Annotated in this window: 18 protein-coding genes; 5 read left to right on the top strand and 13 right to left on the bottom strand. The window is 58.4% G+C overall.

Going from position 1 to position 20,003, the window contains the following annotated elements; all coding sequences use genetic code 11:
* Positions 1–131: 131 nt before the first annotated feature.
* The 7 genes from ACVWZ0_RS06030 to phoB form a co-directional block, all read right to left on the bottom strand.
* Positions 132–626 (bottom strand): Hsp20 family protein, encoded by a 495-nt coding sequence (locus ACVWZ0_RS06030; protein WP_253461089.1) that lies wholly within the window; start codon positions 624–626, stop codon positions 132–134.
* Positions 627–862: 236 nt separating this feature from the next.
* Positions 863–2,218: a proline-specific permease ProY gene (proY, locus tag ACVWZ0_RS06025; RefSeq protein ID WP_253455084.1), complete on the bottom strand. Its 1,356-nt coding sequence runs from the start codon at positions 2,216–2,218 to the stop codon at positions 863–865.
* 67 nt (positions 2,219–2,285) lie between these two features.
* Positions 2,286–3,608, bottom strand: a complete 1,323-nt coding sequence (brnQ, locus tag ACVWZ0_RS06020) for a branched-chain amino acid transport system II carrier protein (protein WP_253455086.1) — start codon at positions 3,606–3,608, stop codon at positions 2,286–2,288.
* Between the two features lie 381 nt (positions 3,609–3,989).
* Positions 3,990–5,093 (bottom strand): cobalamin-independent methionine synthase II family protein, encoded by a 1,104-nt coding sequence (locus ACVWZ0_RS06015; RefSeq protein ID WP_253455088.1) that lies wholly within the window; start codon positions 5,091–5,093, stop codon positions 3,990–3,992.
* Positions 5,094–5,268: 175 nt separating this feature from the next.
* Positions 5,269–6,192 carry a PstS family phosphate ABC transporter substrate-binding protein gene (locus ACVWZ0_RS06010; RefSeq protein WP_253455089.1) on the bottom strand — a complete coding sequence of 308 codons (924 nt, stop codon included), beginning with the start codon at positions 6,190–6,192 and terminating at the stop codon, positions 5,269–5,271.
* A gap of 16 nt (positions 6,193–6,208) precedes the next feature.
* Positions 6,209–7,522: a phosphate regulon sensor histidine kinase PhoR gene (gene phoR, locus ACVWZ0_RS06005; RefSeq protein ID WP_253455091.1), complete on the bottom strand. Its 1,314-nt coding sequence runs from the start codon at positions 7,520–7,522 to the stop codon at positions 6,209–6,211.
* A gap of 23 nt (positions 7,523–7,545) precedes the next feature.
* Positions 7,546–8,235 (bottom strand): phosphate response regulator transcription factor PhoB, encoded by a 690-nt coding sequence (gene phoB / locus ACVWZ0_RS06000; protein ID WP_125288383.1) that lies wholly within the window; start codon positions 8,233–8,235, stop codon positions 7,546–7,548.
* Positions 8,236–8,433: 198 nt separating this feature from the next.
* On the opposite strand from phoB, the gene sbcD reads away from it, so the two are divergent.
* Both sbcD and ACVWZ0_RS05990 read left to right on the top strand, forming a co-directional pair.
* Positions 8,434–9,642 carry an exonuclease subunit SbcD gene (gene sbcD, locus ACVWZ0_RS05995; RefSeq protein ID WP_253455092.1) on the top strand — a complete coding sequence of 403 codons (1,209 nt, stop codon included), beginning with the start codon at positions 8,434–8,436 and terminating at the stop codon, positions 9,640–9,642.
* The gene (locus ACVWZ0_RS05990) at positions 9,639–13,307 is read left to right on the top strand and encodes an SbcC/MukB-like Walker B domain-containing protein (RefSeq protein WP_253455094.1); all 3,669 of its coding nucleotides are present in this window, start codon (positions 9,639–9,641) and stop codon (positions 13,305–13,307) included. Before sbcD ends, ACVWZ0_RS05990 begins: the two co-directional genes overlap by 4 nt.
* On the opposite strand, the gene ACVWZ0_RS05985 is transcribed toward ACVWZ0_RS05990, so the two are convergent.
* Positions 13,280–14,236, bottom strand: a complete 957-nt coding sequence (locus ACVWZ0_RS05985) for a LysR family transcriptional regulator (protein ID WP_253455096.1) — start codon at positions 14,234–14,236, stop codon at positions 13,280–13,282. The genes ACVWZ0_RS05990 and ACVWZ0_RS05985 overlap by 28 nt on opposite strands.
* A gap of 98 nt (positions 14,237–14,334) precedes the next feature.
* Here ACVWZ0_RS05985 and ACVWZ0_RS05980 point away from each other — a divergent pair, with 98 nt between their 5' ends.
* Both ACVWZ0_RS05980 and ACVWZ0_RS05975 read left to right on the top strand, forming a co-directional pair.
* Positions 14,335–14,769: a DMT family transporter gene (locus tag ACVWZ0_RS05980; RefSeq protein ID WP_253455097.1), complete on the top strand. Its 435-nt coding sequence runs from the start codon at positions 14,335–14,337 to the stop codon at positions 14,767–14,769.
* A 7-nt stretch (positions 14,770–14,776) separates the two neighbouring features.
* The gene (locus tag ACVWZ0_RS05975) at positions 14,777–15,247 is read left to right on the top strand and encodes a DMT family transporter (protein WP_253461091.1); all 471 of its coding nucleotides are present in this window, start codon (positions 14,777–14,779) and stop codon (positions 15,245–15,247) included.
* 123 nt (positions 15,248–15,370) lie between these two features.
* Here the strand turns inward: ACVWZ0_RS05975 and ACVWZ0_RS05970 are convergent, their stop codons facing one another.
* The 3 genes from ACVWZ0_RS05970 to ACVWZ0_RS05960 are packed head-to-tail and all read right to left on the bottom strand — an operon-like array spanning position 15,371 to position 17,060.
* The gene (locus ACVWZ0_RS05970) at positions 15,371–16,018 is read right to left on the bottom strand and encodes a DUF799 domain-containing protein (RefSeq protein ID WP_253455099.1); all 648 of its coding nucleotides are present in this window, start codon (positions 16,016–16,018) and stop codon (positions 15,371–15,373) included.
* Positions 16,018–16,371: a DUF4810 domain-containing protein gene (locus tag ACVWZ0_RS05965; RefSeq protein ID WP_253455101.1), complete on the bottom strand. Its 354-nt coding sequence runs from the start codon at positions 16,369–16,371 to the stop codon at positions 16,018–16,020. The genes ACVWZ0_RS05970 and ACVWZ0_RS05965 overlap by 1 nt, the downstream gene beginning before the upstream one ends.
* A gap of 11 nt (positions 16,372–16,382) precedes the next feature.
* Complete coding sequence (locus tag ACVWZ0_RS05960; RefSeq protein WP_253455103.1) at positions 16,383–17,060, bottom strand: CsgG/HfaB family protein; 678 nt, start codon at positions 17,058–17,060, stop codon at positions 16,383–16,385.
* A 238-nt stretch (positions 17,061–17,298) separates the two neighbouring features.
* Here ACVWZ0_RS05960 and ACVWZ0_RS05955 point away from each other — a divergent pair, with 238 nt between their 5' ends.
* The gene (locus ACVWZ0_RS05955) at positions 17,299–17,700 is read left to right on the top strand and encodes a cell envelope integrity TolA C-terminal domain-containing protein (RefSeq protein ID WP_253455104.1); all 402 of its coding nucleotides are present in this window, start codon (positions 17,299–17,301) and stop codon (positions 17,698–17,700) included.
* Between the two features lie 36 nt (positions 17,701–17,736).
* Here ACVWZ0_RS05955 and qhpR read toward each other — a convergent pair whose 3' ends face one another.
* Both qhpR and ACVWZ0_RS05945 read right to left on the bottom strand, forming a co-directional pair.
* Entirely contained in the window at positions 17,737–18,789 is a 1,053-nt protein-coding gene (gene qhpR, locus ACVWZ0_RS05950) for an AraC-like transcriptional regulator QhpR (protein ID WP_253455105.1), read from the bottom strand.
* 62 nt (positions 18,790–18,851) lie between these two features.
* On the bottom strand, positions 18,852–19,856 hold the full coding sequence (locus ACVWZ0_RS05945) for a phosphotransferase enzyme family protein (protein WP_253461093.1): 1,005 nt from the start codon (positions 19,854–19,856) through the stop codon (positions 18,852–18,854).
* Positions 19,857–20,003: the final 147 nt, after the last annotated feature.

Genomic DNA, 20,003 nt, shown 5'->3' with positions numbered 1-20,003 from the left:
TCAATCCTACATCTCTCAGCATTTAAGTACCGCTTTCGGTGCTCGATGAGCGGAGTTGTCAGCATTTAGCCAATAAAAAAGGAGCCACGGCATGATGCCGCAGCTCCTTTTTTACTTCGTTCACAAAGCTTTTACGCAGACTGATGCTCAATAGCCTGCTGGCTTTCAATTGCCTGCTGGCCGTGAGTGATAGGGATACGGCGAGGTTTTTCGCTTTCAGGGATTTCCTGATACAGATCCACAGCAAGAATGCCGTCCTGCAGTTTCGCGCCGGTAACTTTTACATGCTCCGGCACCGTGTAGCTAAGACGGAAGTCGGCACGGCTGATGCCACGATGCAGCCAGCCATTTTCTGCGCTTTCCGTTTCTTTCTGCTCTTCCCTCTTACCGGAAATGGTTAGCTGTCCGCCTACCGTTTCAATAGACAGCTCGCTCTCTTTCCAGCCGGGTACGCTCACCGCCAGCGCATAGCGATCTTTATCTACGCGACGAATATCATAAGCGGGCGTAGCGGCTACGGGCGTGTCGCCGGTCAGCTGGCTGAACAGCCGATCCATACGGTTGAAACGGTCTGAAAACAGCGCGTCGCTCAAGGAAGGGATCAGGGAGAAGTTGCGTACGGTCATCATCATAACCTCCTGAATACAGTCTCTATTCAAAAGCTCATTTCGGGCAGGTTCGCCGCCTGCTCGTAAGTAAAATAGGGTCGGCCGAATCTATTTCAAGCGTTGCAAATAAAATTTTTTACCGCCTGTTTGCCATCGTCGCCCTGAGTCTGACGCATAAAAAAACCTGAGCCGGGCGTGCTGCCGGACTCAGGCTTTTTCAGGGTGGCAGGCGGAAATGCTGTTCGCTTTCCGGCCTACGCCTTGATTCTTTTCTTCACCAGCGTCCAGCTGATCAGCAGCAGGACTATCCAGCCAATACCGACGTAAAGCGATACGCGGGTATCCGGGAAGTAGCCAATCAGGCCGATAATAAAGAACAGGAACAGGATACCGACGATGGCCGTGAATATCCCGCCAGGCATGGCGAACTTCAGCTCTTTCGCCTGCGCGGGCGTCAGCGTGCGGCGGAAGCCAATCTGGGCGAACAGGATCATAATCCATACCCAGACGGTGGCAAACGTCGCCAGCGAGGCGATCACCAGGAAGACTTTCTCCGGCATCAGGTAGTTCAGGTATACCGCAATCAGCATCGCTAACATCATCACCAGCACGGTGATCCACGGAATACCACGGCGTGAGACGGTGGCGAAAATTTTAGGCGCATGGCCCTGCTCCGCCATACCGTGCAGCATCCGGCCAACGCCGAAAACGTCGCTGTTAATCGCCGAAAGCGAAGCCGTAATCACCACAAAGTTCAGAATGGCTGCCGCAGCGGCTATGCCCATATGCTGGAAAGTCAGGACGAACGGGCTACCGTTGGTGCCAACCTGGTTCCAGGGATAGATGGACATAATCACAAACAGCGTGCCGACATAAAACACCAGGATACGCAGCGGCACCGTGTTAATCGCACGTGGGATCGACGTGGCGGGATCTTTCGCTTCACCAGCGGTAATGCCGATAATCTCAATACCGCCATAGGCAAACATCACGATTTGCAACGACAGCACCATGCCGATAACGCCGTGCGCAAAGAAGCCGCCGTTGGTCCATAAATTGCTGATGCCGGTAGGCTGGCCGCCGTTGCCGATGCCCCAGAAAATAATACCGATGCCTGCCACAATCATAATAATGATGGTGGCGACCTTGAACAGCGACAGCCAGAATTCTACCTCGCCAAACACTCTTACCGTGGCCAGGTTAATCGCGCCGATAATCAGCACCACGCTCAGCACCCACACCCAGTGCGGCACGTCGGGGAACCAGACGCCCATATAGATGCCGAAAGCGGTGACGTCGGCAATGGCGACGATCAGAATTTCAAAGCAGTAGGTCCAGCCGGTGATATAGCCGGCCAGCGGGCCGAGATAATCCTGAGCATAGCGGGAGAACGAGCTGGCCTGCGGATTGTTCACCGACATTTCGCCCAGCGCGCGCATGATGATATAGGCGATAGCACCGCCGATAATATAGGCGAGGATCACGCTTGGCCCGGCCATTTTCATTGCGTCAGCCGAACCGTAAAACAGACCCGTGCCGATGGCCGAACCGAGCGCCATAAAGCGGATGTGGCGGGTACTCAGTCCCTTTTTGAGCGTATTATTTTTCATCTTTCATTCTGCTTAAACTCTGTCAACTTCTCCTGCCGGAGATCGGGCAGGAGAAGGTATCACACTTTTACTGCTGGTGCGCATTCACCTGCGCGCGTCCCATAACGCGATCGCAGATGGCCACGACGACCAGTATTGCCAGCGAAGGCGGCAGCCAGGCCAGGCCCTGCTCGGCCAGCGGCAGATTGGCCGTAAATGCAGGCAACGCATCCTTAAAACCGGTGGTTTTGATAGCGTCGATAACGCCGAAAATCAGGCTCACCAGCATGGTCGGTGCGATAATACGCGTACTCTTGTTCCACCAGCGCAGCGTAAAGCTCAGCAAAATCAGCACGATGCAAGGCGGATAGATAGCCGTCAGCACGGGTATAGAGAACTGGATCAGCTGGCTCAGCCCCAGGTTCGACACCAGCATCGAGAACAGGCCCAGAATAAATACCAGCTGGCGATAGGTCAGCGGCAGATACTGCTGGAAGAACTCGGCGCAGGCGCAGGTCAGGCCAACCGCCGTCACCATACAGGCAACAAAAATCAGCGCCGCCAGGAACAGGCTACCCAGGTCGCCGAAAGTATGCTGCACATAGGCGTGCAGAATAGCAGCGCCGTTGGCGTTCTGATCGACTATAGAGGCGCTGTCGGAACCCAGTTTAAACAGAGCAAGATAAACCAGCGTCAAACCAACCCCGGCGATCAGGCCCGCGATAATGGTATAGCGCGTCAGCAGACCGGCTTCGCTGACGCCGCGAGAGCGCGCCGCGTTCACGATAACGATGCCAAACACCAGCGCGCCCAACGTATCCATCGTCAGATAGCCGTTAATAAAGCCGCTGGAGAAAGCGCCATGCTGATAAGCCTCGGTAGCCGGTGCCAGGCCGCCCGCTGGCCAGATCAGCGCGGCGATGCCCAGTACGGCCAGCGCCACGATCTTCAGCGGCGCCAGGATATGCCCGACGGTATCCAGCAGCTTGCCCGGATAAAGGGAGATACCAATGACCAGCGCGAAATAGACCAGGCTGTAAATAAACAGCGGCAGCGGGCTGTCGCCGGTCATCGGCGCAATACCCACTTCAAAAGAGACGGTCGCGGTGCGCGGCGTGGCGAACAGCGGGCCGACGGCCAGATAGCAGACGGTGGCCAGCACGATGCCCGCCGCTTTGCCAATCGGCGAGCTGAGCGCATCGATACCGCCCCCCACGCGCGCCAGCGCGACAACGGTGATAACCGGCAGGCCGACGGCGGTCAGCAAAAAGCCAAGCGCAGCGATCCAGACGTGTTCCCCGGACTGAATACCCACCATCGGCGGGAAAATAATGTTACCGGCACCCACAAACAGGGCGAATGTCATAAAGCCCAGCGCGAGGATGTCTTTAGAAGTTAAACGATTTGTCATAAGGCCCGTACTGATGTTGAGTGAAATCGCGATGTCGGTTCTGTTCCCTGTGCGCTTTCAGCGCCCGATCTTTTGCCACGGCGGATAACTGCCTGACAGAAATACCGGCGCGTTTGCGCTATTTATGATCTTTTATACAGGGAGATAAATAAAACGGCGGTAAGTAAAACGTTTATAGCGGAGAAAGGCAATACGGGATCGAGAAAGCAGAGTGATATAGCGTAGAAATTGCTTAAGCCAGATAATCACTTCAGATTACAGGCGAGATGCCTTACATGATTTGTATTTTTTTTGAACTTCCCGGCGTTATTTTCTGCATTATTTTGCCAATGGATGCACAAAAGGCGCGTATAAACGCGCCTTTTGCATCTTTTGCCCGGCTTACCAGACCTGTTTAGCGATATCCACCACCAGGCGCAGCTTGGCCCACTGCTGCGCTTCGGTCAGGCTGTTGCCCTCTTCCGTAGAAGCAAAGCCGCACTGCGGGCTGAGGCAGATTTGATCCAGGCTGACGAACTGCGCCGCTTCCGCGATGCGCTTCTTCACCGTTTCCGGATCTTCCAATTCGCCAGTTTTGGTCGTTACCAGACCCAGTACCACCTGCTGTTTGCCCGGTTTGATAAAGCGCAGCGGCTCAAACCCGCCAGAACGCTCGTTGTCGTACTCCAGGAAGAAGGCGTCGATATTCACGGTGCCGAACAGAATTTCCGCGACCGGCTCATAGCCGCCTTCGGAAATCCAGGTCGAGCGGAAGTTACCACGACAAACATGCAGGCCCACGGTCATATCGTCCGGCTTGCCTTCCAGCGCTTTATTCAGCACCTGAGCATAGATGTTCGCCAGCTCTTCAGGATCGTCGCCGCGCTCGCGGATTTGACGCTTTTGATCTTCCGAACACAGATAAGCCCAGACGGTATCGTCCAGCTGCAAATAGCGGCAGCCAGCGTCATAAAAACCTTTAATCGCATCGCGGTAAGTCAGCGCCAGATCGTTGAAGTAATCCTTCAGATCGGGATAGACATTAGCGTCAATCACTTTACGGCCGCCGCGAAAGTGCAGCACGCTTGGGCTTGGGATAGTCATTTTAGGGATAGCGTCGCCGCTGATGCTTTTCAGGAAACGGAAATCTTCCAGCATCGGATGGTTGCCGAAACCCAGCTTGCCGGTCACCTTTACGCCGCGGGCTTTGGTCTGCACGCCGTTGAACTGAATGCCCTGCTCCGCTTCATAGCGCTCCACGCCGTCCAGACCGTCAAAGAAATCGAAGTGCCACCATGCGCGGCGGAACTCGCCGTCGGTGACCACTTTCAGGCCGCTGGCGCGCTGGTGCTCTACCACCTCGCGGATCGCTTTGTCTTCGATCTGGCGCAGGGCGGCGGCGTCGATTTCCCCGGCCTGAAACTGCTCGCGGGCCTGCTTGATAACGGCAGGACGCAGAAAACTTCCTACAACTTCGGCGCGGTATTGGGCTGAATCTCTTTGCATGATCGGTCACTCCTGGCCTGCGCAGCGGCGCATAATTTCATGGTGAAATAGTTACTGTTTGTTATCCTGAGACATCTGGATGTCTAAATGGCTGAATGCAAGAATGTCATGAGAAAGATTCAGCGGCAAACGAGGAAATTTCATTACCCATGAAAAAAATTCATGTTGATGGTGCTTACCCCTCCACCATCGCTCTGGCCTTTTTTAGCTGGTCGTCAGACAGCGGCAGATAGCCCGCCTGGGTGACCAGCGCCTGGCCCTGCGCCGACAGCGCCTGCCGTAAAAAAGCCTTTGTCAGCGGCTCCAGCGGCTGGCCCGGCGCTTTGTTGACATAGATATAGAGCGGACGCGCGTAGGGATAGCGGCCGCTGCGAATATTCTCTACCGAAGGCGCAATCTCGCGATCGCCGTCAAGGGCGACCGGCAGCGTTTTTACCCCGGTCATATGCGCGCCCATGCTGGCGTAGCCGATACCGTTCAGCGTGCTTGCGACCGCCTGGATCACCGCAGCGGAACCGGGATATTCGCCCACGTCGTTACGAAAATCGCCGTTGCACAGCGCCTGCTGGCGGAAGAACCCCCAGGTGCCGGAAGCGGAATTGCGGCCAAAGCGCTGCACAGGCCGCTGCGCCCATTGCTGCTGCTTAAGCTGAAGATCGCCCCAGTTGCGTACGGCAAACGTCGCGCCGCAGCGGCGGGTTACGGAGAAAATAGCGTCGAGCTGCTGAGCGTTGATGCCCTGTAGCGGATTATCCTGATTGACCACCACCACCAGCGCGTCCATCGCCACCGGCACGGCCAGCGGCGCATAGCCGTAGCGGTTCTCGAACAGCTGGCGCTCCACCGCCTGCATGGGGCGACTCATAGCGCCAAGCTGTGCGGCGCCCGCCGCCAGCGCGGTCGGCGCCGTCGACGATCCCGCAGCCTGAATTTGTACGTTAACGCCCGGATAGTGGCGGTTAAAGCTCTCCCCCCACAGCGCCATCAGCGTGCCGAGCGTATCCGAACCCACGCTGCTGAGGTTGCCCGCCAGCATCCCTTCGTTCGCGCCTGTTGCCGTGCCGCACAGCAGCAGCAGCGCCAAAAACCACTTTTTCATTTTTTTATCCGCCAGCTCAGTGAACCGCATTCTGAGCCAGTTCGTTGTTGACGATCAACCTTGCAGGCAGCGAGAAGCAGAAACAGGTTTCTTTACCCGGCTGGCTGGTAATTTCCAGACGGGCATGGTGATGGCTGAGCGCGTGTTTGACGATAGCCAGCCCCAGCCCGCTGCCGCCGGTCTGCCGCGAGCGCGCCTTATCGACGCGATAAAATCGTTCGGTCAGGCGAGGAATATGCTCGGCGGCGATGCCCGGCCCGTTGTCGCAGACCTTAAACTGCGCGCCGTGCGACGTCTTTTGCCAGCTGACGGTGATGCGCGTGCCGTCCGGCGTATGGTTGACGGCGTTATAGACGAGATTGGAAATGGCGCTGCGCAGCTGCTCATCGTTACCGAATACCCGCAGCTGTGGATCGGCGGAAAAGTGGATTTCGTGCCGCCCCTGGCTGAGCGTTTCCGCCTCGCGCTGGAGCAGCCGCAGCATCAGCGGCACATCGACTTTTTCCTGCAAATCAAGCGCGGGCGCGGCTTCGATCCGCGACAGCGTCAGCAGCTGTTTAACCAGAGCATCCATGCGGCGGGTTTGTTCCTGCATGGTATGCAGCGCCTTATTGCGCGACGGGCCTTCCAGCACCGCGTCGCTCATCATCTCCAGGTAGCCCTGAAGCACGGTAAGCGGCGTGCGCAGCTCATGGCTGACGTTGGCGAAAAAGTTGCGCCGCGCGCCTTCCAGCTGATGCATTTGCGTCACGTCGCGCGCCACCAGCAGCCACTGGCCTTCGCTATAGGGCATTACGCGGAACTCAAGATGGCGATGGCTGTTCAGCACCAGCGTCAGCGGCCGCGAGAAATCGCGCTGGCGCAGATAGAGGGTAAATTCAGGATAGCGCAGCAGGTTTAAGATATTTTGGCCGTTGTCTTCCGGCCAGCGCAGCCCCAGCAGCTGTTGCGCCAGACCGTTGCACCAGAAAATCGTGCCCTCTTCCGTGGTCAGCACCAGCGCATCCGGCAAGGATTCCGCGCCGCTGCGAAAGCGTTTAATCAGATGGCCCAGCTCCCGACGGCGGCGGCGGTTGCGCGCCTGCATCTGGTAAAGGCCGTAAAAAAGCGGTTCCCAGCTGCCGCGTCCGGTCGGCGGCGTGATGCTGCGATCGATCCACAGCCAGTGGGAAAGACGAAGCAGGTTAGCAAAATGCCAGCCCAGCACGGCCAGTACGGCCAGCAGCAGCCACCACGGCAGCCCGCCGACCAGCAGACCGACAATCAGCGCTGGCAGGCAGGCGAGCAGCAGCTCAAGCAGCAATCTCTTCCAGGAGAGGCGTTCCAGCACGATGAAAACTCCAGTGGGGACAATCAGTAACGCGCAGAGAAGCGGTAACCCGTTCCGCGCACTGTCTGCACCATACGATCGTGCCCGGTCAGTTCAAGTGCCTTACGCAGACGGCGAATATGCACGTCTACAGTACGATCTTCCACGTACACGTTAGTGCCCCAGACGTTATTAAGCAACTGCTCGCGGCTGTAGACGCGCTCGGGGTGCGTCATAAAGAAATGCAGCAGCTTATATTCCGTCGGCCCCATCTCCAGCGGCTGCGTTGCCGACATCACGCGGTGCGAGGAGGGATCCAGGCTCAGGCCCTGAATTTCAATCACCTCTTCCACCGCCATGGGCGAAATACGGCGCATCACCGCTTTGATGCGGGCCACCAGCTCTTTGGGCGAAAAAGGCTTGATAATATAGTCGTCCGCGCCCACTTCCAGCCCGCGCACGCGGTCTTCCTCTTCGCCGCGCGCGGTCAGCATCATCACCGGAATATCGCGGGTCATCGCCTCGCGTTTCAGATGGCGGATAAACTGAATACCGGTGCCGCCGGGCAGCATCCAGTCCAGCAGGATCAGATCGGGCCACGGCTCAATCAACAGATTAATGGCGCTGTCATAATCTTCCGCTTCTATCGGCTGATAGTCATTTTGCTCCAGCACAAAACACAACATCTCACGGATTGGGGCTTCATCTTCGACCACCAGAATGCGCTTAGCCATTATTGCTCCTGCGTTTGTGACGGAATGTCACTGGATATGCGGCGTCATTATGCGTCAGATTTATGACACTTTTATGAAAAAAGCGCCGGCTAATCATCAGTTTTATAACACTTTCAGCAGGATGGAAATGCGTAGCTGAGGTTTTTTGGCCAGGCGTTTATAATCGGCGTTTCGCTTACCTGACACTGAAGGGACGCTATGCGACTTATTCATACCGCCGACTGGCATCTGGGCCAGTTTTTTTACACCAAAAGCCGGGCGCCGGAGCATGACGCTTTTCTGACATGGCTGGTCGGACAGGTTGAGCAACATCAGGTCGATGCCGTGATCGTCGCGGGCGACGTGTTTGATACCGGCTCGCCGCCCAGCTACGCGCGCGAGCTTTACAATCGGTTTGTGGTCAGGCTGCATCAGACCGGCTGCCAGCTGATTATTCTGGCGGGCAACCACGACTCCGTCGCCATGCTGAACGAATCGCGCGAGCTGCTGGCCTGTCTGAATACGCGGGTGATTGCCGCCGCCAGCGAGGATCCGGCCGATCAGGTGCTGATGCTGAACCAGCGGGACGGTCAGCCCGGCGCGGTGCTCTGCGCTATTCCTTTTTTACGCCCCCGCGATATTACCGTCAGCAAAGCGGGTCAGTCGGGACGGGAAAAACAGCAGACGCTGCTGGAAGCGATTACTCACCACTATCAGCGCAGCTACGCGGCAGCGGTGCAAATACGCGGCGAGCTGCCGCTGCCCATTATTGCCACCGGCCATCTGACCACAATGGGCGTCACCAAAAGCGACGCCGTACGCGATATCTATATCGGCACGCTGGACGCTTTTCCCGCCCAGGCCTTTCCCCCTGCGGATTATATCGCGCTGGGCCATATTCACCGCGCGCAGCGCATCGCCGATACGGATCATATTCGCTACAGCGGCTCGCCCATTCCGCTCAGCTTTGACGAGCTGGGACGCGATAAAAGCGTGTTCCTGGTCGATTTCGCCGACGGCCAGCTACAGCAGGTCATGCCGCTGACGGTGCCGCTCTTTCAGCCCATGCAGATGATTAAAGGCTCGCTGGAAGAGATCGAGCGCCAGCTGCGCGAGATCCAGCCGCCGGAAACGGGGCAGAAAGTCTGGCTGGATATCGAAATCGCCACGCAAACCTGGCTCAACGACCTCCAGCGGCGTATCCAGGAACTGACGGAAAGCCTGCCGGTCGAGGTGGTGCTGCTGCGCCGCAGCCGCGAGCAGCGCGACAGCATTATCAGCCGGCAGAACAACGAAACCCTGAGCGAGCTGAGCGTGGAGGAAGTCTTTCAGCGCCGTCTGGCCGCCGAAGAAGAAGAGCCGGAGCGCATCGCGCGCGCCACGCTGCTGTTCAGCCAGACGCTGGCGGACATGGAGGAGCCATCATGAAGATCCTGACGCTAAGGTTTAAAAACCTCAACTCGTTGAAAGGCGAATGGAAAATTGACTTTACCGCCGAACCGTTCGCCAGCAACGGGCTGTTCGCCATTACCGGCCCGACCGGCGCGGGCAAAACCACGCTGCTGGATGCCATCTGCCTGGCGCTTTATCACGAAACGTCGCGGCTGGGTAAGCTGTCGCAGTCACAGAACGACCTGATGACGCGGGATACCTCAGAATGCCTGGCCGAGGTGGAGTTTGAAGTAAAAGGCGTCGCCTGGCGGGCGTTCTGGAGCCAGAACCGCGCACGCGGTGCCGTAGACGGCAATCTTCAGGCACCGCGCGTCGAGCTGGCCCGCTGCGACAATAACAAAATCGTCGCCGACAAGGTAAAAGACAAGCTGGAGATGCTGACCGAGCTGACCGGGCTGGATTTTGAGCGCTTCACCAAGTCGATGATGCTCTCGCAGGGACAGTTTGCCGCCTTTCTTAACGCCGACGCCAACAGCCGCGCCGAGCTGCTGGAGGAGCTGACCGGCACGGAAATCTACGGTCGCCTTTCCGCCAGCGTTTTTGAGCGGCATAAAAACGCCCGTGGCGCGCTGGAGAATCTGCGGGCGCAGGCCGCCGGGATGGCGCTGCTGGATAATGAACAGGTTCAACAACTTACGTTACAGTCAGCCCGGCTGCTGGCAGAGGAGCAGGCGCTCACTTCGCAGCTTCAGCATCGGCAGCAGCTGCTGCACTGGCACCAGCAGTACCAGACGGCGCTACAGGCAAAAGAAGCGGCCGTCGCCGGGCAGCAGGAGGTGGAAGCGGCCTGGCAGGAAGCGATGCCGCAGCTGAACCGGCTGCAACAGGCCGAACCGGCGGAAAAGCTGCGTCCTCAGTGGCTACTGCGCAATCAGCATCGGCAGGATCGGCTCGCGCTCGCTGAGCAGCAGCAGCACATCAATACGCAGCGCCAGCAGGCTCAACAGCAGCTGGACGAGCTGGCCGACGAGCTGAAAAAGGCGGAGGCGGCCCGGCAGCAGCACGAAAACGACAGGCAGCAGCAGGAGACGCTGATCGCCGAACAGCTGCTGCCGCTGGATAACCGTATCGACACGCTGGCCCAACAGAACCAGGCGCTGGAAAAAGAAGTAAGCGATTACCAACTTCATCTTAACGCGCGCCAGGCCGCGCTGCATCAGGCCCAAAACCAGCACAAGGAAAACGCGGCCCGCCAGCAGGAGCAGCAGCGCTGGCAGCAGCAGCACGCCCATTTTGCCCACTGGGGAGAATCGCTGCCGCTGTGGCGCGCGCGCTTCGAACAGCAGCAGCAAAGTGAACAGGCGCTGGCCGCGCTGCGCCAGCGTATCCACGAACAGCAGCAGGCGGTCAGCCGACTACGGCAGCAGATTGCCCAGGCGGAACAGCAGGCGCAGCCGCAGCAGGCTCAGCTTGAAGCGCAGCAAAAACAGGTCGCGGAAGCCGAAGCGGCGTTAACCAGCCAGCGGCAGCAGCGTTCCGAAGAGCAGCTACAGGCCTCGCTGACCAGGCTACAGCAGCAGCGGCCGCAGCGGCAACGCCTGGCGCTGATCGCCTCGCAGTGGCCGCCGCTGATGCAGCGAAGCCAAAGCCAGCACAACGATCGCACCGCGTTGCAGCAGCAGCTCCAGCAGGCGCAGGCCGATCTGCAAAACCTGCGCAGCGGCTGGAAAGAGAAGCGGCAGCATTTGCAGGACCTGGAAAAACGCTGCGAGCTGGAGCAGCGCATCGCCGATCTGGAGCAGTATCGCGCCCGGCTGGAGCCGGAACAGCCCTGCCCGCTGTGCGGCTCCTGCCAGCATCCCGCCGTCGCCGACTATCAGGCGCTTGAGCTTTCTGAAAACCAGCAGCGCCTTGCCGCCTTAAGGCTGGAAGTCGACCAGCTGAAGGATCGCGGCACCGCCAGAGGCGAACAGGTGAAAAGCCTGCAGGCGCAGCTGGAAAAGCTGCAGCGTGAGCTGACGGAAAGCGACAGCGAAGCGGCGCGCCTGCGCGAACAGTGGCAGAGCACGGCGCAGGCGCTGGGCCTGAGCGCTTCGCCGGACGATCTGCAACAGACCAGCGACTGGCTGACCGCTCAGGAACGCCAGGAAAGCGAAACGCAGGCGCAGCTGCTGGATTTGCAGCAGCGCGCCCACCAGCTTCAGCAGCAGAAAGATCGGCTGGCGGAAATGCAGAAAGCGCTCAGCGAGATGAAGCAGCAGCAGGAGCTGGCAGGTCAGCAACTGCTTACTTCTGTCAGAACGCAGGAAGAGCTGGAGCAGTCGCTCGCCCAGCAACAACAGCAGGCGCAGCAGCAGCATGATAGCCTGCGCGCTGCGCTGGCCGAACGGGATCTGACGCTGCCGCCGGCGGAGGAAACCGAAAACTGGCTGCATGAACGACAGAAAGAGTGGGATGCGTGGAACACTGTTGCGCAGTCGCTGACGGCTTCGGCTTCGCAGCTGACCGCGCTGGCCGCGCAGCAGCAGGCGTTGCAGGAAGAGATCGCGCGTGAACAGGCGCAGCTGATCCAGCGTGAGCAGCGCAGCCAGGCCGGTCAACAGGCGCTGGCCGTCCTGCGCGACCAGCGGCGACAGCTGTTTGGCGACAAGGTGGCGGCCGAGGTGCAGCAGCAGCTGCGCGCGCTGTCGCAGCAGCATCTTGAGCGCGGCCAGCAGCTACAGCAGCAGTGGCAGCAGCGGCAGAACCAGTTAAATACCCTGACCGGACAGCATAATTCGCTGGACGAGCAGCTGACCGTGCTGACGCACAGGCTGGAACAGGCGCAGCAGGCCTTTAGCGCGGCGCTGGAAGCCAGCGACTTCAGCAGCGAGGCGGCCTTTACGGCGGCGCTGATGGATGAAGATCGGCTGCGGCAGCTGCAGGCGCTACAGAAAACGCACGAGCAGCGACGCCAGCAGGCAGCGATCCTGCTGGCTCAGGCAGAAAAAACCCTGACGGCGCTGCCGGAAAAGCCGCAGGATCTGCCGGAAGATCCTTCTGCGCTGCACGCCGCCGTGGAAAGCCTCTCGCAACAGCTGAAAGAAAACGCCCGTCAACAGGGCGAGACGCGACAGCAGCTCAGCAGTGATGCGGATCGCCGCGAACAGCAAAAAAACCTGCTGGCGACCATTGAGCAAGAAACGCGCCAGGTAGAAGACTGGAGCTATCTCAATCAGCTTATCGGCTCGAAGGAAGGCGATAAGTTCCGCAAATTCGCCCAGGGCCTGACGCTGGATCATCTTGTCTGGCTGGCGAACAACCAGCTAAACCGCCTGCACGGCCGCTATTTGCTCCAGCGCAAATCGCAGGAGGCGCTGGAGCTGCAGGTCGTGGATACCTGGCAGGCGGACGCGCTGCGCGATACGCGCACCCTTTCCGGCGGCGAAAGTTTTCTGGTGAGCCTGGCGCTGGCGCTGGCGCTCTCGGATCTGGTCAGCCATAAAACGCAGATCGAATCGCTGTTTCTGGACGAAGGCTTCGGCACGCTGGATGCCGCTACCCTGGACGGCGCGCTGGATGCGCTAGACGCGCTGAACGCCAGCGGTAAAACCATTGGCGTAATCAGCCATGTGGAAGCGATGAAAGAGCGTATCCCGGTGCAGATCAAGGTGCGCAAAATCAACGGACTGGGTTACAGCCGACTGGAAGTGCCGGGCTGAATCTGCCAGTAAAGCGGCGAGCCGAAAGCCTCAACAAAATGGTCGATGACCGCCCTGACGTTAAGAGGAGGATGCCGCGTATGGGGGTAAATCGCAGCGATATGCTGCGGCTCGGTAGTGATAGCGGCAGCAAAATCCGGCAGCAGCCTGACCAGCTCGCCCGTTTGCAGTCTGTCGCCGATCAGCCAGTCCGGGTAGAGCAGCAGCCCCATGCCCCCCAGCGCGGCGACCAGCAGCGTTTCCGCATGGTTTGACGCCAGCAGCGGCGACACGGGATAGTGGATCCACTCCCTGCCCGGCTGGCGGAAAAACCAGCGGTTCGGGCCGGACGAACCGCGGTAAACCAGACAGCGGTGGCGATGCAGTTCGTCGGGATGGACAAGCGCGCCATGCTTACGCACATACTCAGGCGAAGCGGCCAGATAATAGTATTGCGTGCCGAATACGCGGGCGTGAAAAGAAGAATCGGTCAGCGCGCCGATACGAAAGATCACATCAGCCGGTTCTTTATGCGGATCGATATAGTCATCGGTTTGCATCATCTCGATGGTCAGCTGCGGATAGCGTTCGGCTAATGCCGCGAGGCCAGGCGCGACGTGCCGCTGGCCAAAGTAGATTGGCGCGTTAATCCGTACCAGACCAGAAGGCGCCAGCGTTCTTTCGTGCAGCGTTCTGCGCGCCTCCTCCATATTGCCGGTTATGCCGCGCGCATAATCGATAAATAGCCGCCCGCTTTCCGTGGGCGCTATCGCGCGGGTATTGCGATAAAAAAGCTGCTGGCCCAGCGAATTCTCCAGCTGATGGATCACGCGCGACACCTGAGAGGCGGAGATGCCCTCACGTCTGGCTACCGCCGAGAAGTTTTGCGCATCGTAAACCGCAATAAAGAGTTTTATCGCGCGCAGATTGACCGATTCCAGACCCGGCATTAATGCATTTCCTGCAAAAGTGTTTACCGCACTATAGCATTTCTATCATCTCTCGACCGCTGTAACCTTCCGCGCCTGATTAACGGGGAAATTTTGCTATGCAACTTTTATTGATTGTCTTGGTTATTGCCGGCGGTATGGGCCTGTCCGTAGAGGCAGGCCTGTTAGGGCCGCTGGGCGGAGAAGTGGGCGACCTGTGGGCAACCTTCAGTATTTTCGGTGTTGGCGCCGCGCTGACCTTTCTGCTGATGCTTTTTTTCAGCCCGCGCAACAGCCCGTCGTTTTTTGCCCAGCCCGGCTGGCAGCTGCTGGGCGGCGTACTGGGGCCGATTTACGTGGTTATCCTTACCGTTGCCACGCCGACCATCGGCGTCGCGATGACCATGATCGGCATTCTTGCCGGGCAGGTGTTTAAAAGCCTGATCATCGATCACTTCGGCCTGCTGGGCACGCCGCAAAGAAAAACGGACGGCAAGCGCCTGATCGCGCTGCTATTTATTGTCGTCGCGCTGGTATTGGTGGCAAGGGGGTAAAACAATGATAACGATTTTGATGATTATTCTGGCAGTGGCTGGCGGCGCGATGCTGAGCATTCAGGCCGCGATCAACGGCCAATTGGGCAGTAAAGTGGGCGTGTTCCGCTGCGCCTTTCTGACGTTTTCCGTCGGCGCGCTGATTACGGCTCTGCTGATCTTTTTCTTTGAACCGAAGCAGGCGGTCAGCCTGCTTGACGTGCCGAAGTGGCAGCTGCTGGGCGCGCTGTGCGGCGTTCCCTACATTGTGATTATGGTGCTGGCGGTACAGCGTATCGGGACGGCGGTCGCCACGGTTGCGGTGATCTTCGGCCAGCTAGCGATGAGTATGCTGATTGATAATTTTGGCTGGCTGGGCAACGCGGCCGTGTCGTTTTCGGCCAGTCGTCTGGGCGCCATTGTTTGTCTCGGCATCGCCCTGTTCTTTATCTACGCCAGCAACCGCAGTAAAAACGCGGCGGCCGTCGGGCGCGACTGACTAACGCCCTGCAACGTGAAAAAGCAACGGCCCGGCACGCGTGAATGCGAGCCGGGCCGTTTTGCCTTCGCCAAACGGTAAACCATCAGATTTTACCGTTTTACTTAGCCAGACGGTGAACCGTCAGATCTTCCCGGCCTTAGCGCGCGGGCCTAGCAGAAGCGCACCGTCGTCGCCAGCCGTCAGCAGGCGGGCGCTTGTAATGGCCGCGACATCATGGGCTTTATCCGAGACGTTGCTGGCGATCTGGTGCACGGCGGCGGCGATCAGCATCCCCAGCGCGGACTGATTATTGTTGCTGCTCTCATTATCGGAGGCCGTCGCCGACCCGCTCCAGATCTGCTTGCCGCTGCGTAAATCCACCAGTTTTGCCGAAGCGGTCACGCGCGTTTCGCTGTCCACAATCAGGTATTTAGTGCCGTAGGTGTTGATATCGATATACAGCGCCGCGTCGGCGTTAAAAATATCGTGCAGCTTAGTGGTGGAAACGCTGCGAATATCCGTGGCGTTGTTCAGACCGTTCTGCTTAAAGGTTTCCTCAACCACCGCCACGGGGAAAACGTAATAGCCGGATTCCGCCAGCGGCTGGGTGACCAGCGAAGTAAGGCTGTGCGCCGCCGCGATATCCGTTGTGTGGTTCTCCGCAGGCAGTACCAGAATGGAAGCGGGCTTGCTGGCGCGAAACGCGCTGTAGTCATGCGGCGTTTTCTTTGCGCAGCCGGTCAGCGTGATAACGGCCAGCAGAGCGGTAAAGGCGAAAAGCTTTTTCATTATTTTGCTCCCTGCTTATTACGCATCAGGAAATCCATATAAGAAGCGGACTCAGGAAAAGCCGTTTTCTCGGCGGTAAACTGTTGGAAAGCTAAATCGGGCTGGCCAGCGTTAACATAAAGTAATCCCAGCTGCGCGTGCAGGCCCGGTGCCACCGGTTTATTTTTGGCTTTCGCCTCTTCAATCACTTTATTCAGCGTAGCGATTTCTTTTTCCGGCGCGCTGCCGTTTTGATAAAAGCTGTAAAGCGAATTCTGGTAGTCGCCCCAGTAATAGATATTTTCTTTTTTCTGCGCGCAGGCGGTTAACAGCAGTGCCGTGGCAACCGCTGCGGTATATTTTATTACTCGCATTTTTTTCTCCGTTATTTAACCGGACGCCACGCGCCTGATTCCAGACCGCTGACCAGATGATTTACCGCTTCGCGTACCGCCAGGTCCATGACCTTGCCATTAAGCGTGGAGTCGTAGCTGGCGGTGCCGCCAAAGCCGATGACTTCGCGGTTGGAGAGTGCGTATTCGCCCGCGCCCTGCACGGAGTAGACCACTTCTGAGGTCGCCACGTCGACAACGTTCAGGTTGACCTTTGCATAGGCTACCTGCGTTTTGCCGCGGCCCAGGATGCCCCACAGCTGCTGATCGCCGACTTCTTTACGACCGAATTCGGTAATATCGCCGGTGATAACGTAATCCGCGCCTTTAATCGTTTGAGTACTGTGCTTATAGCCTGCTTCGTTTTTCAGCTCATCAAGGTTGGCACGATCCAGCACGTTAAAACGACCGGTTTGTTGCAGATGAGTAATAAGAATGGTTTTAGACTGATTGCCCAGGCGATCCACGCCGTCAGAGAAAATACCGTTCATATAAGAAGAGCGGTTATCGAATTTGCCAATGGCTATCGGGCTTTTTGCGCCCTGATATACCGGCTGGCTGGCGGCAGCTACCTGCGGCGCTTCAATAGCTCGGGAGGATTCGGTGGCGCAGCCGCTAAGCAGCGCGCAGCTTAATAAAGAAAAAGCAACAAGGTTATAACGATATTTCATTCTTTTCTTTTCCATGAATAAAAAAATACATCCAGCGTCCGCGCGCAGAATACAATAATGATGCAGAAAAACACAGGAAATAATAGCGTTTGACGAACAAACGGTATTTTACTGCCTGGCCACGACAGGGAAATAATCTGTAAATGGCCCAGGATCGCCGGAATAACCTGTCAGCCTGAGGCTAACAGGCTAAACTATCGGCTTACATCAGAAAACCTTTAGTAATCATGGGAAAAAAATGCCATCGGGAATGATTAAAAGCGGACTGACGCTGCTGGCGCTGCTGCTGACGGCCTGCCACTCTCCGCCAGAAGAGCCGCGTCCTGTACCGGCCACGCCGCAGGAGATGCAGGCATGGGCGGATAAAGTCTGTAGCGGCCGCACGGAGAATAACTGTCGCTATTTTGCTGAGATGCAGTACGGCATTCAGCGCAATTTTTACAATGCGCATCGCTATCATGGACGCACCTGTACCGTCACCGTCACCTGGCGCCAGAACGGCCGCTACGGCGTACAGAGCACCCGGGGCGATGAACAGCTCTGCCTGAAAGCATGGGGCGTGATCGGCAGCGCGGAAAACCTGCCGCCGCCGCCGCCTTCGCTGCCGACCTCAATGGTTATCGAGCTGAAGCCTGACTAGCTGGCCGGCTTCAATGGCTATCGAGCTTAAGCCGGACTAGCTGGCCTGCCGCCACTGGCGCGGGCTGACGCCAAACCAGCGCCGAAAAGCGCGCGAAAAGGCGCTGACTTCTGAATAGCCCAGCAGCAGCGCCATTTCGGACACCGGCAGCTGCCGCTGCTGTAAATACCAGGTCGCCAGCTCGCAGCGCACCTTGTCCACCAGCGCGGTAAAGCTCAGGTTCTCTTCGCGCAGGCGGCGCTGGAGCGACCAGCTCGACATGCCCATTTTTTCTGCCACCTCGGGCAGCGCCGGCTCGCCCTGCATCAGCATCAGACGCACCTGCGAACGCGCCCGATCGACCACGCTCTGGCGCGGCGTCGCGCTGTTCAGACGCCGGATCGCGTCCTGCATCACCAGCAGCAGCATCGGATCGCTTTCCGGCATCGCGCGCGCCAGATCTTTTTTAGGGATGATCATCGCATTACAGGGCTGTTCAAACCAAACCGGTGCGTCAAAGACTTTGCAGTGCTCATGCCACTGCTCGGGGCGGGGATGTTCAAAGTGCACTTCTCTTGGCGCCCAGTGCCTGCCGGCAACGTGACGGATCAGGTTCATAAACATGCCCATCGTCAGCTCGGCGTCCTGCCTGCGGCATAAAATCGCGCCGTGGCGTACCTGGTAGTCCAGTCGCCAGCAGTCGCCTTTGTCGGTCAGCCGCGTCAGGGTATCGTGCTGATGCCACGGAAAAGCGTTGACGACGTTGTGCAGCGCCTGCTCCAGCGTGGCGGAGCAAAGCCCGACATAGCCAATCAGGCCTAATGACTGCGGTTTAAACTGCCTGCCGTAGTGCAAACCGAAGTTATCAAACCCTGAGCAGCGCGCCGCTTCCTCCATTACCCGGCAGTAGTTAACCAGCCCCAGGCTCAGCGTCGGGCTGGCGAGCTGCTCCGGATCGATGCCGCTGACGCCGAAAATGCGGTCGACGTCGCCGCCTTTTTCCGTGATAAATTCACCGAGGCCGCTGGCAGCGGCGGCCAGCACGCCATGGTTACAGCCAGCATTCAGCACCGCTGCCATCTCAGGCCGTTTGATCGCTCCGCTTTCCATTATTTATCGCCTCGCTGCAGAAAACATTCTGCTTAATCAGCAATTTCTATACCAGCTGGCGGCTAAGCGCCCACCGGCAGCTCGCTGGTTTCCAGGTAGCGATGGCAGAGGCGCACCGAATGATCGGCCCACTGCGGCCCCAGGCTCAGCGCCATCGCGGTCTGCGCGTGCGAGCCGACCCAGGCCAGCAGCTGTATACGGCGCTGGATAAGCAGCGTCGGCACCAGCGCCAGCTCCGCATCGCTGATATGCGCCACCTGCTCATAGCCTTTGATCCAGTTGTCCACCCATTGCGCTGCACGAGGATGGTGCTCCACAAAGCTGATGGCTGCCGCAAGATCGTGCAGATACCAGCCCATGCCGCAGTCGTCGAAGTCAATCACCCGCGTTTCGCCTTTATGCCGCAGCAAATTGGTCAGGCGCAGATCGGCATGGATCAGGCCATAGCGGGAAGGATCTTTGCCGAATCGGGCCAGCTCTTCGCCAGCGCGGGTAATGGCCTGCTCCACCACGCCGCGATCGTCACGCCGCAAGCCCGGCGCGTCTCGCCAGTCGCCCCAGTGGCTTTGCGGGCTGACCATGGTCTGATGATCCCAGATGATGCGCTGGAAACCCGCCGGTTTTTGCCAGCTTTTGCTGTGCTGATGCAGCCGCGCGGTGATTTGGCCAAGATCCTGGAACGCGCGGGGATCGACGTCGGTGTCCGGCATCTCGCCTTCGATCCAGTCGAACAGCACCGCGTGGCGCAGGCTGCCGTCCGCCAGCCGCAAATCCTGAACGGTCTGCCCTTCCCGATCGGCAAGCGCCTGCGGCACCACGATACCCGTTTCGCGCAGCGCATCCAGCCAGCGCAGCTCGCTGAGGATATCGGCGCGCTGATGATAATTGCCGCGATGCAGGCGCAGCGCATAGCGTTTTCCGGCGGCCTCCAGCAGAAAGGTAGCGTTCTCCGAGCGGCAAAGCAGGCTGAGTTTGCCCTGTAAAGCGGCCGGATAGCGGCTCAGAGCGCGGTGGGCAAGCGCCAGCAGCGCGGCATTGGTCAGGTCGTCATATTGGCTGGTCATCAGTGTGGCTCCCGAAAGAAGTTGATACGGCCTGAACCAGCATGGCGTGACGCTTCCTCAATCGCTTGACCGCAGGTAACCCTCTTTTGACTTTAGCGTACAGCGGGCACTTTTTTTGCTTGTGAGTTGACAGCAGAGCGCAAAAATCCT

The organism is Erwinia sp. TECH1 (assembly GCF_054057575.1).
This window is presented reverse-complemented; position numbering and strand designations above follow the sequence as displayed.

What these genes read in the sequence shown, in the direction of transcription:
- ACVWZ0_RS06015 (WP_253455088.1), bottom strand. Translation starts at nt 5,093, where the DNA reads ATGCAAAGAGATTCAGCCCAATACCGCGCCGAAGTTGTAGGAAGTTTT.
- ACVWZ0_RS06030 (WP_253461089.1), bottom strand. Translation starts at nt 626, where the DNA reads ATGACCGTACGCAACTTCTCCCTGATCCCTTCCTTGAGCGACGCGCTG.
- ACVWZ0_RS05965 (WP_253455101.1), bottom strand. Translation starts at nt 16,371, where the DNA reads ATGCGAGTAATAAAATATACCGCAGCGGTTGCCACGGCACTGCTGTTA.
- sbcD (WP_253455092.1), top strand. Translation starts at nt 8,434, where the DNA reads ATGCGACTTATTCATACCGCCGACTGGCATCTGGGCCAGTTTTTTTAC.
- ACVWZ0_RS05985 (WP_253455096.1), bottom strand. Translation starts at nt 14,236, where the DNA reads ATGCCGGGTCTGGAATCGGTCAATCTGCGCGCGATAAAACTCTTTATT.
- proY (WP_253455084.1), bottom strand. Translation starts at nt 2,218, where the DNA reads ATGAAAAATAATACGCTCAAAAAGGGACTGAGTACCCGCCACATCCGC.
- ACVWZ0_RS05970 (WP_253455099.1), bottom strand. Translation starts at nt 16,018, where the DNA reads ATGAAAAAGCTTTTCGCCTTTACCGCTCTGCTGGCCGTTATCACGCTG.
- ACVWZ0_RS05980 (WP_253455097.1), top strand. Translation starts at nt 14,335, where the DNA reads ATGCAACTTTTATTGATTGTCTTGGTTATTGCCGGCGGTATGGGCCTG.
- brnQ (WP_253455086.1), bottom strand. Translation starts at nt 3,608, where the DNA reads ATGACAAATCGTTTAACTTCTAAAGACATCCTCGCGCTGGGCTTTATG.
- ACVWZ0_RS05990 (WP_253455094.1), top strand. Translation starts at nt 9,639, where the DNA reads ATGAAGATCCTGACGCTAAGGTTTAAAAACCTCAACTCGTTGAAAGGC.
- ACVWZ0_RS06010 (WP_253455089.1), bottom strand. Translation starts at nt 6,192, where the DNA reads ATGAAAAAGTGGTTTTTGGCGCTGCTGCTGCTGTGCGGCACGGCAACA.
- phoB (WP_125288383.1), bottom strand. Translation starts at nt 8,235, where the DNA reads ATGGCTAAGCGCATTCTGGTGGTCGAAGATGAAGCCCCAATCCGTGAG.
- qhpR (WP_253455105.1), bottom strand. Translation starts at nt 18,789, where the DNA reads ATGGAAAGCGGAGCGATCAAACGGCCTGAGATGGCAGCGGTGCTGAAT.
- ACVWZ0_RS05955 (WP_253455104.1), top strand. Translation starts at nt 17,299, where the DNA reads ATGCCATCGGGAATGATTAAAAGCGGACTGACGCTGCTGGCGCTGCTG.
- ACVWZ0_RS05960 (WP_253455103.1), bottom strand. Translation starts at nt 17,060, where the DNA reads ATGAAATATCGTTATAACCTTGTTGCTTTTTCTTTATTAAGCTGCGCG.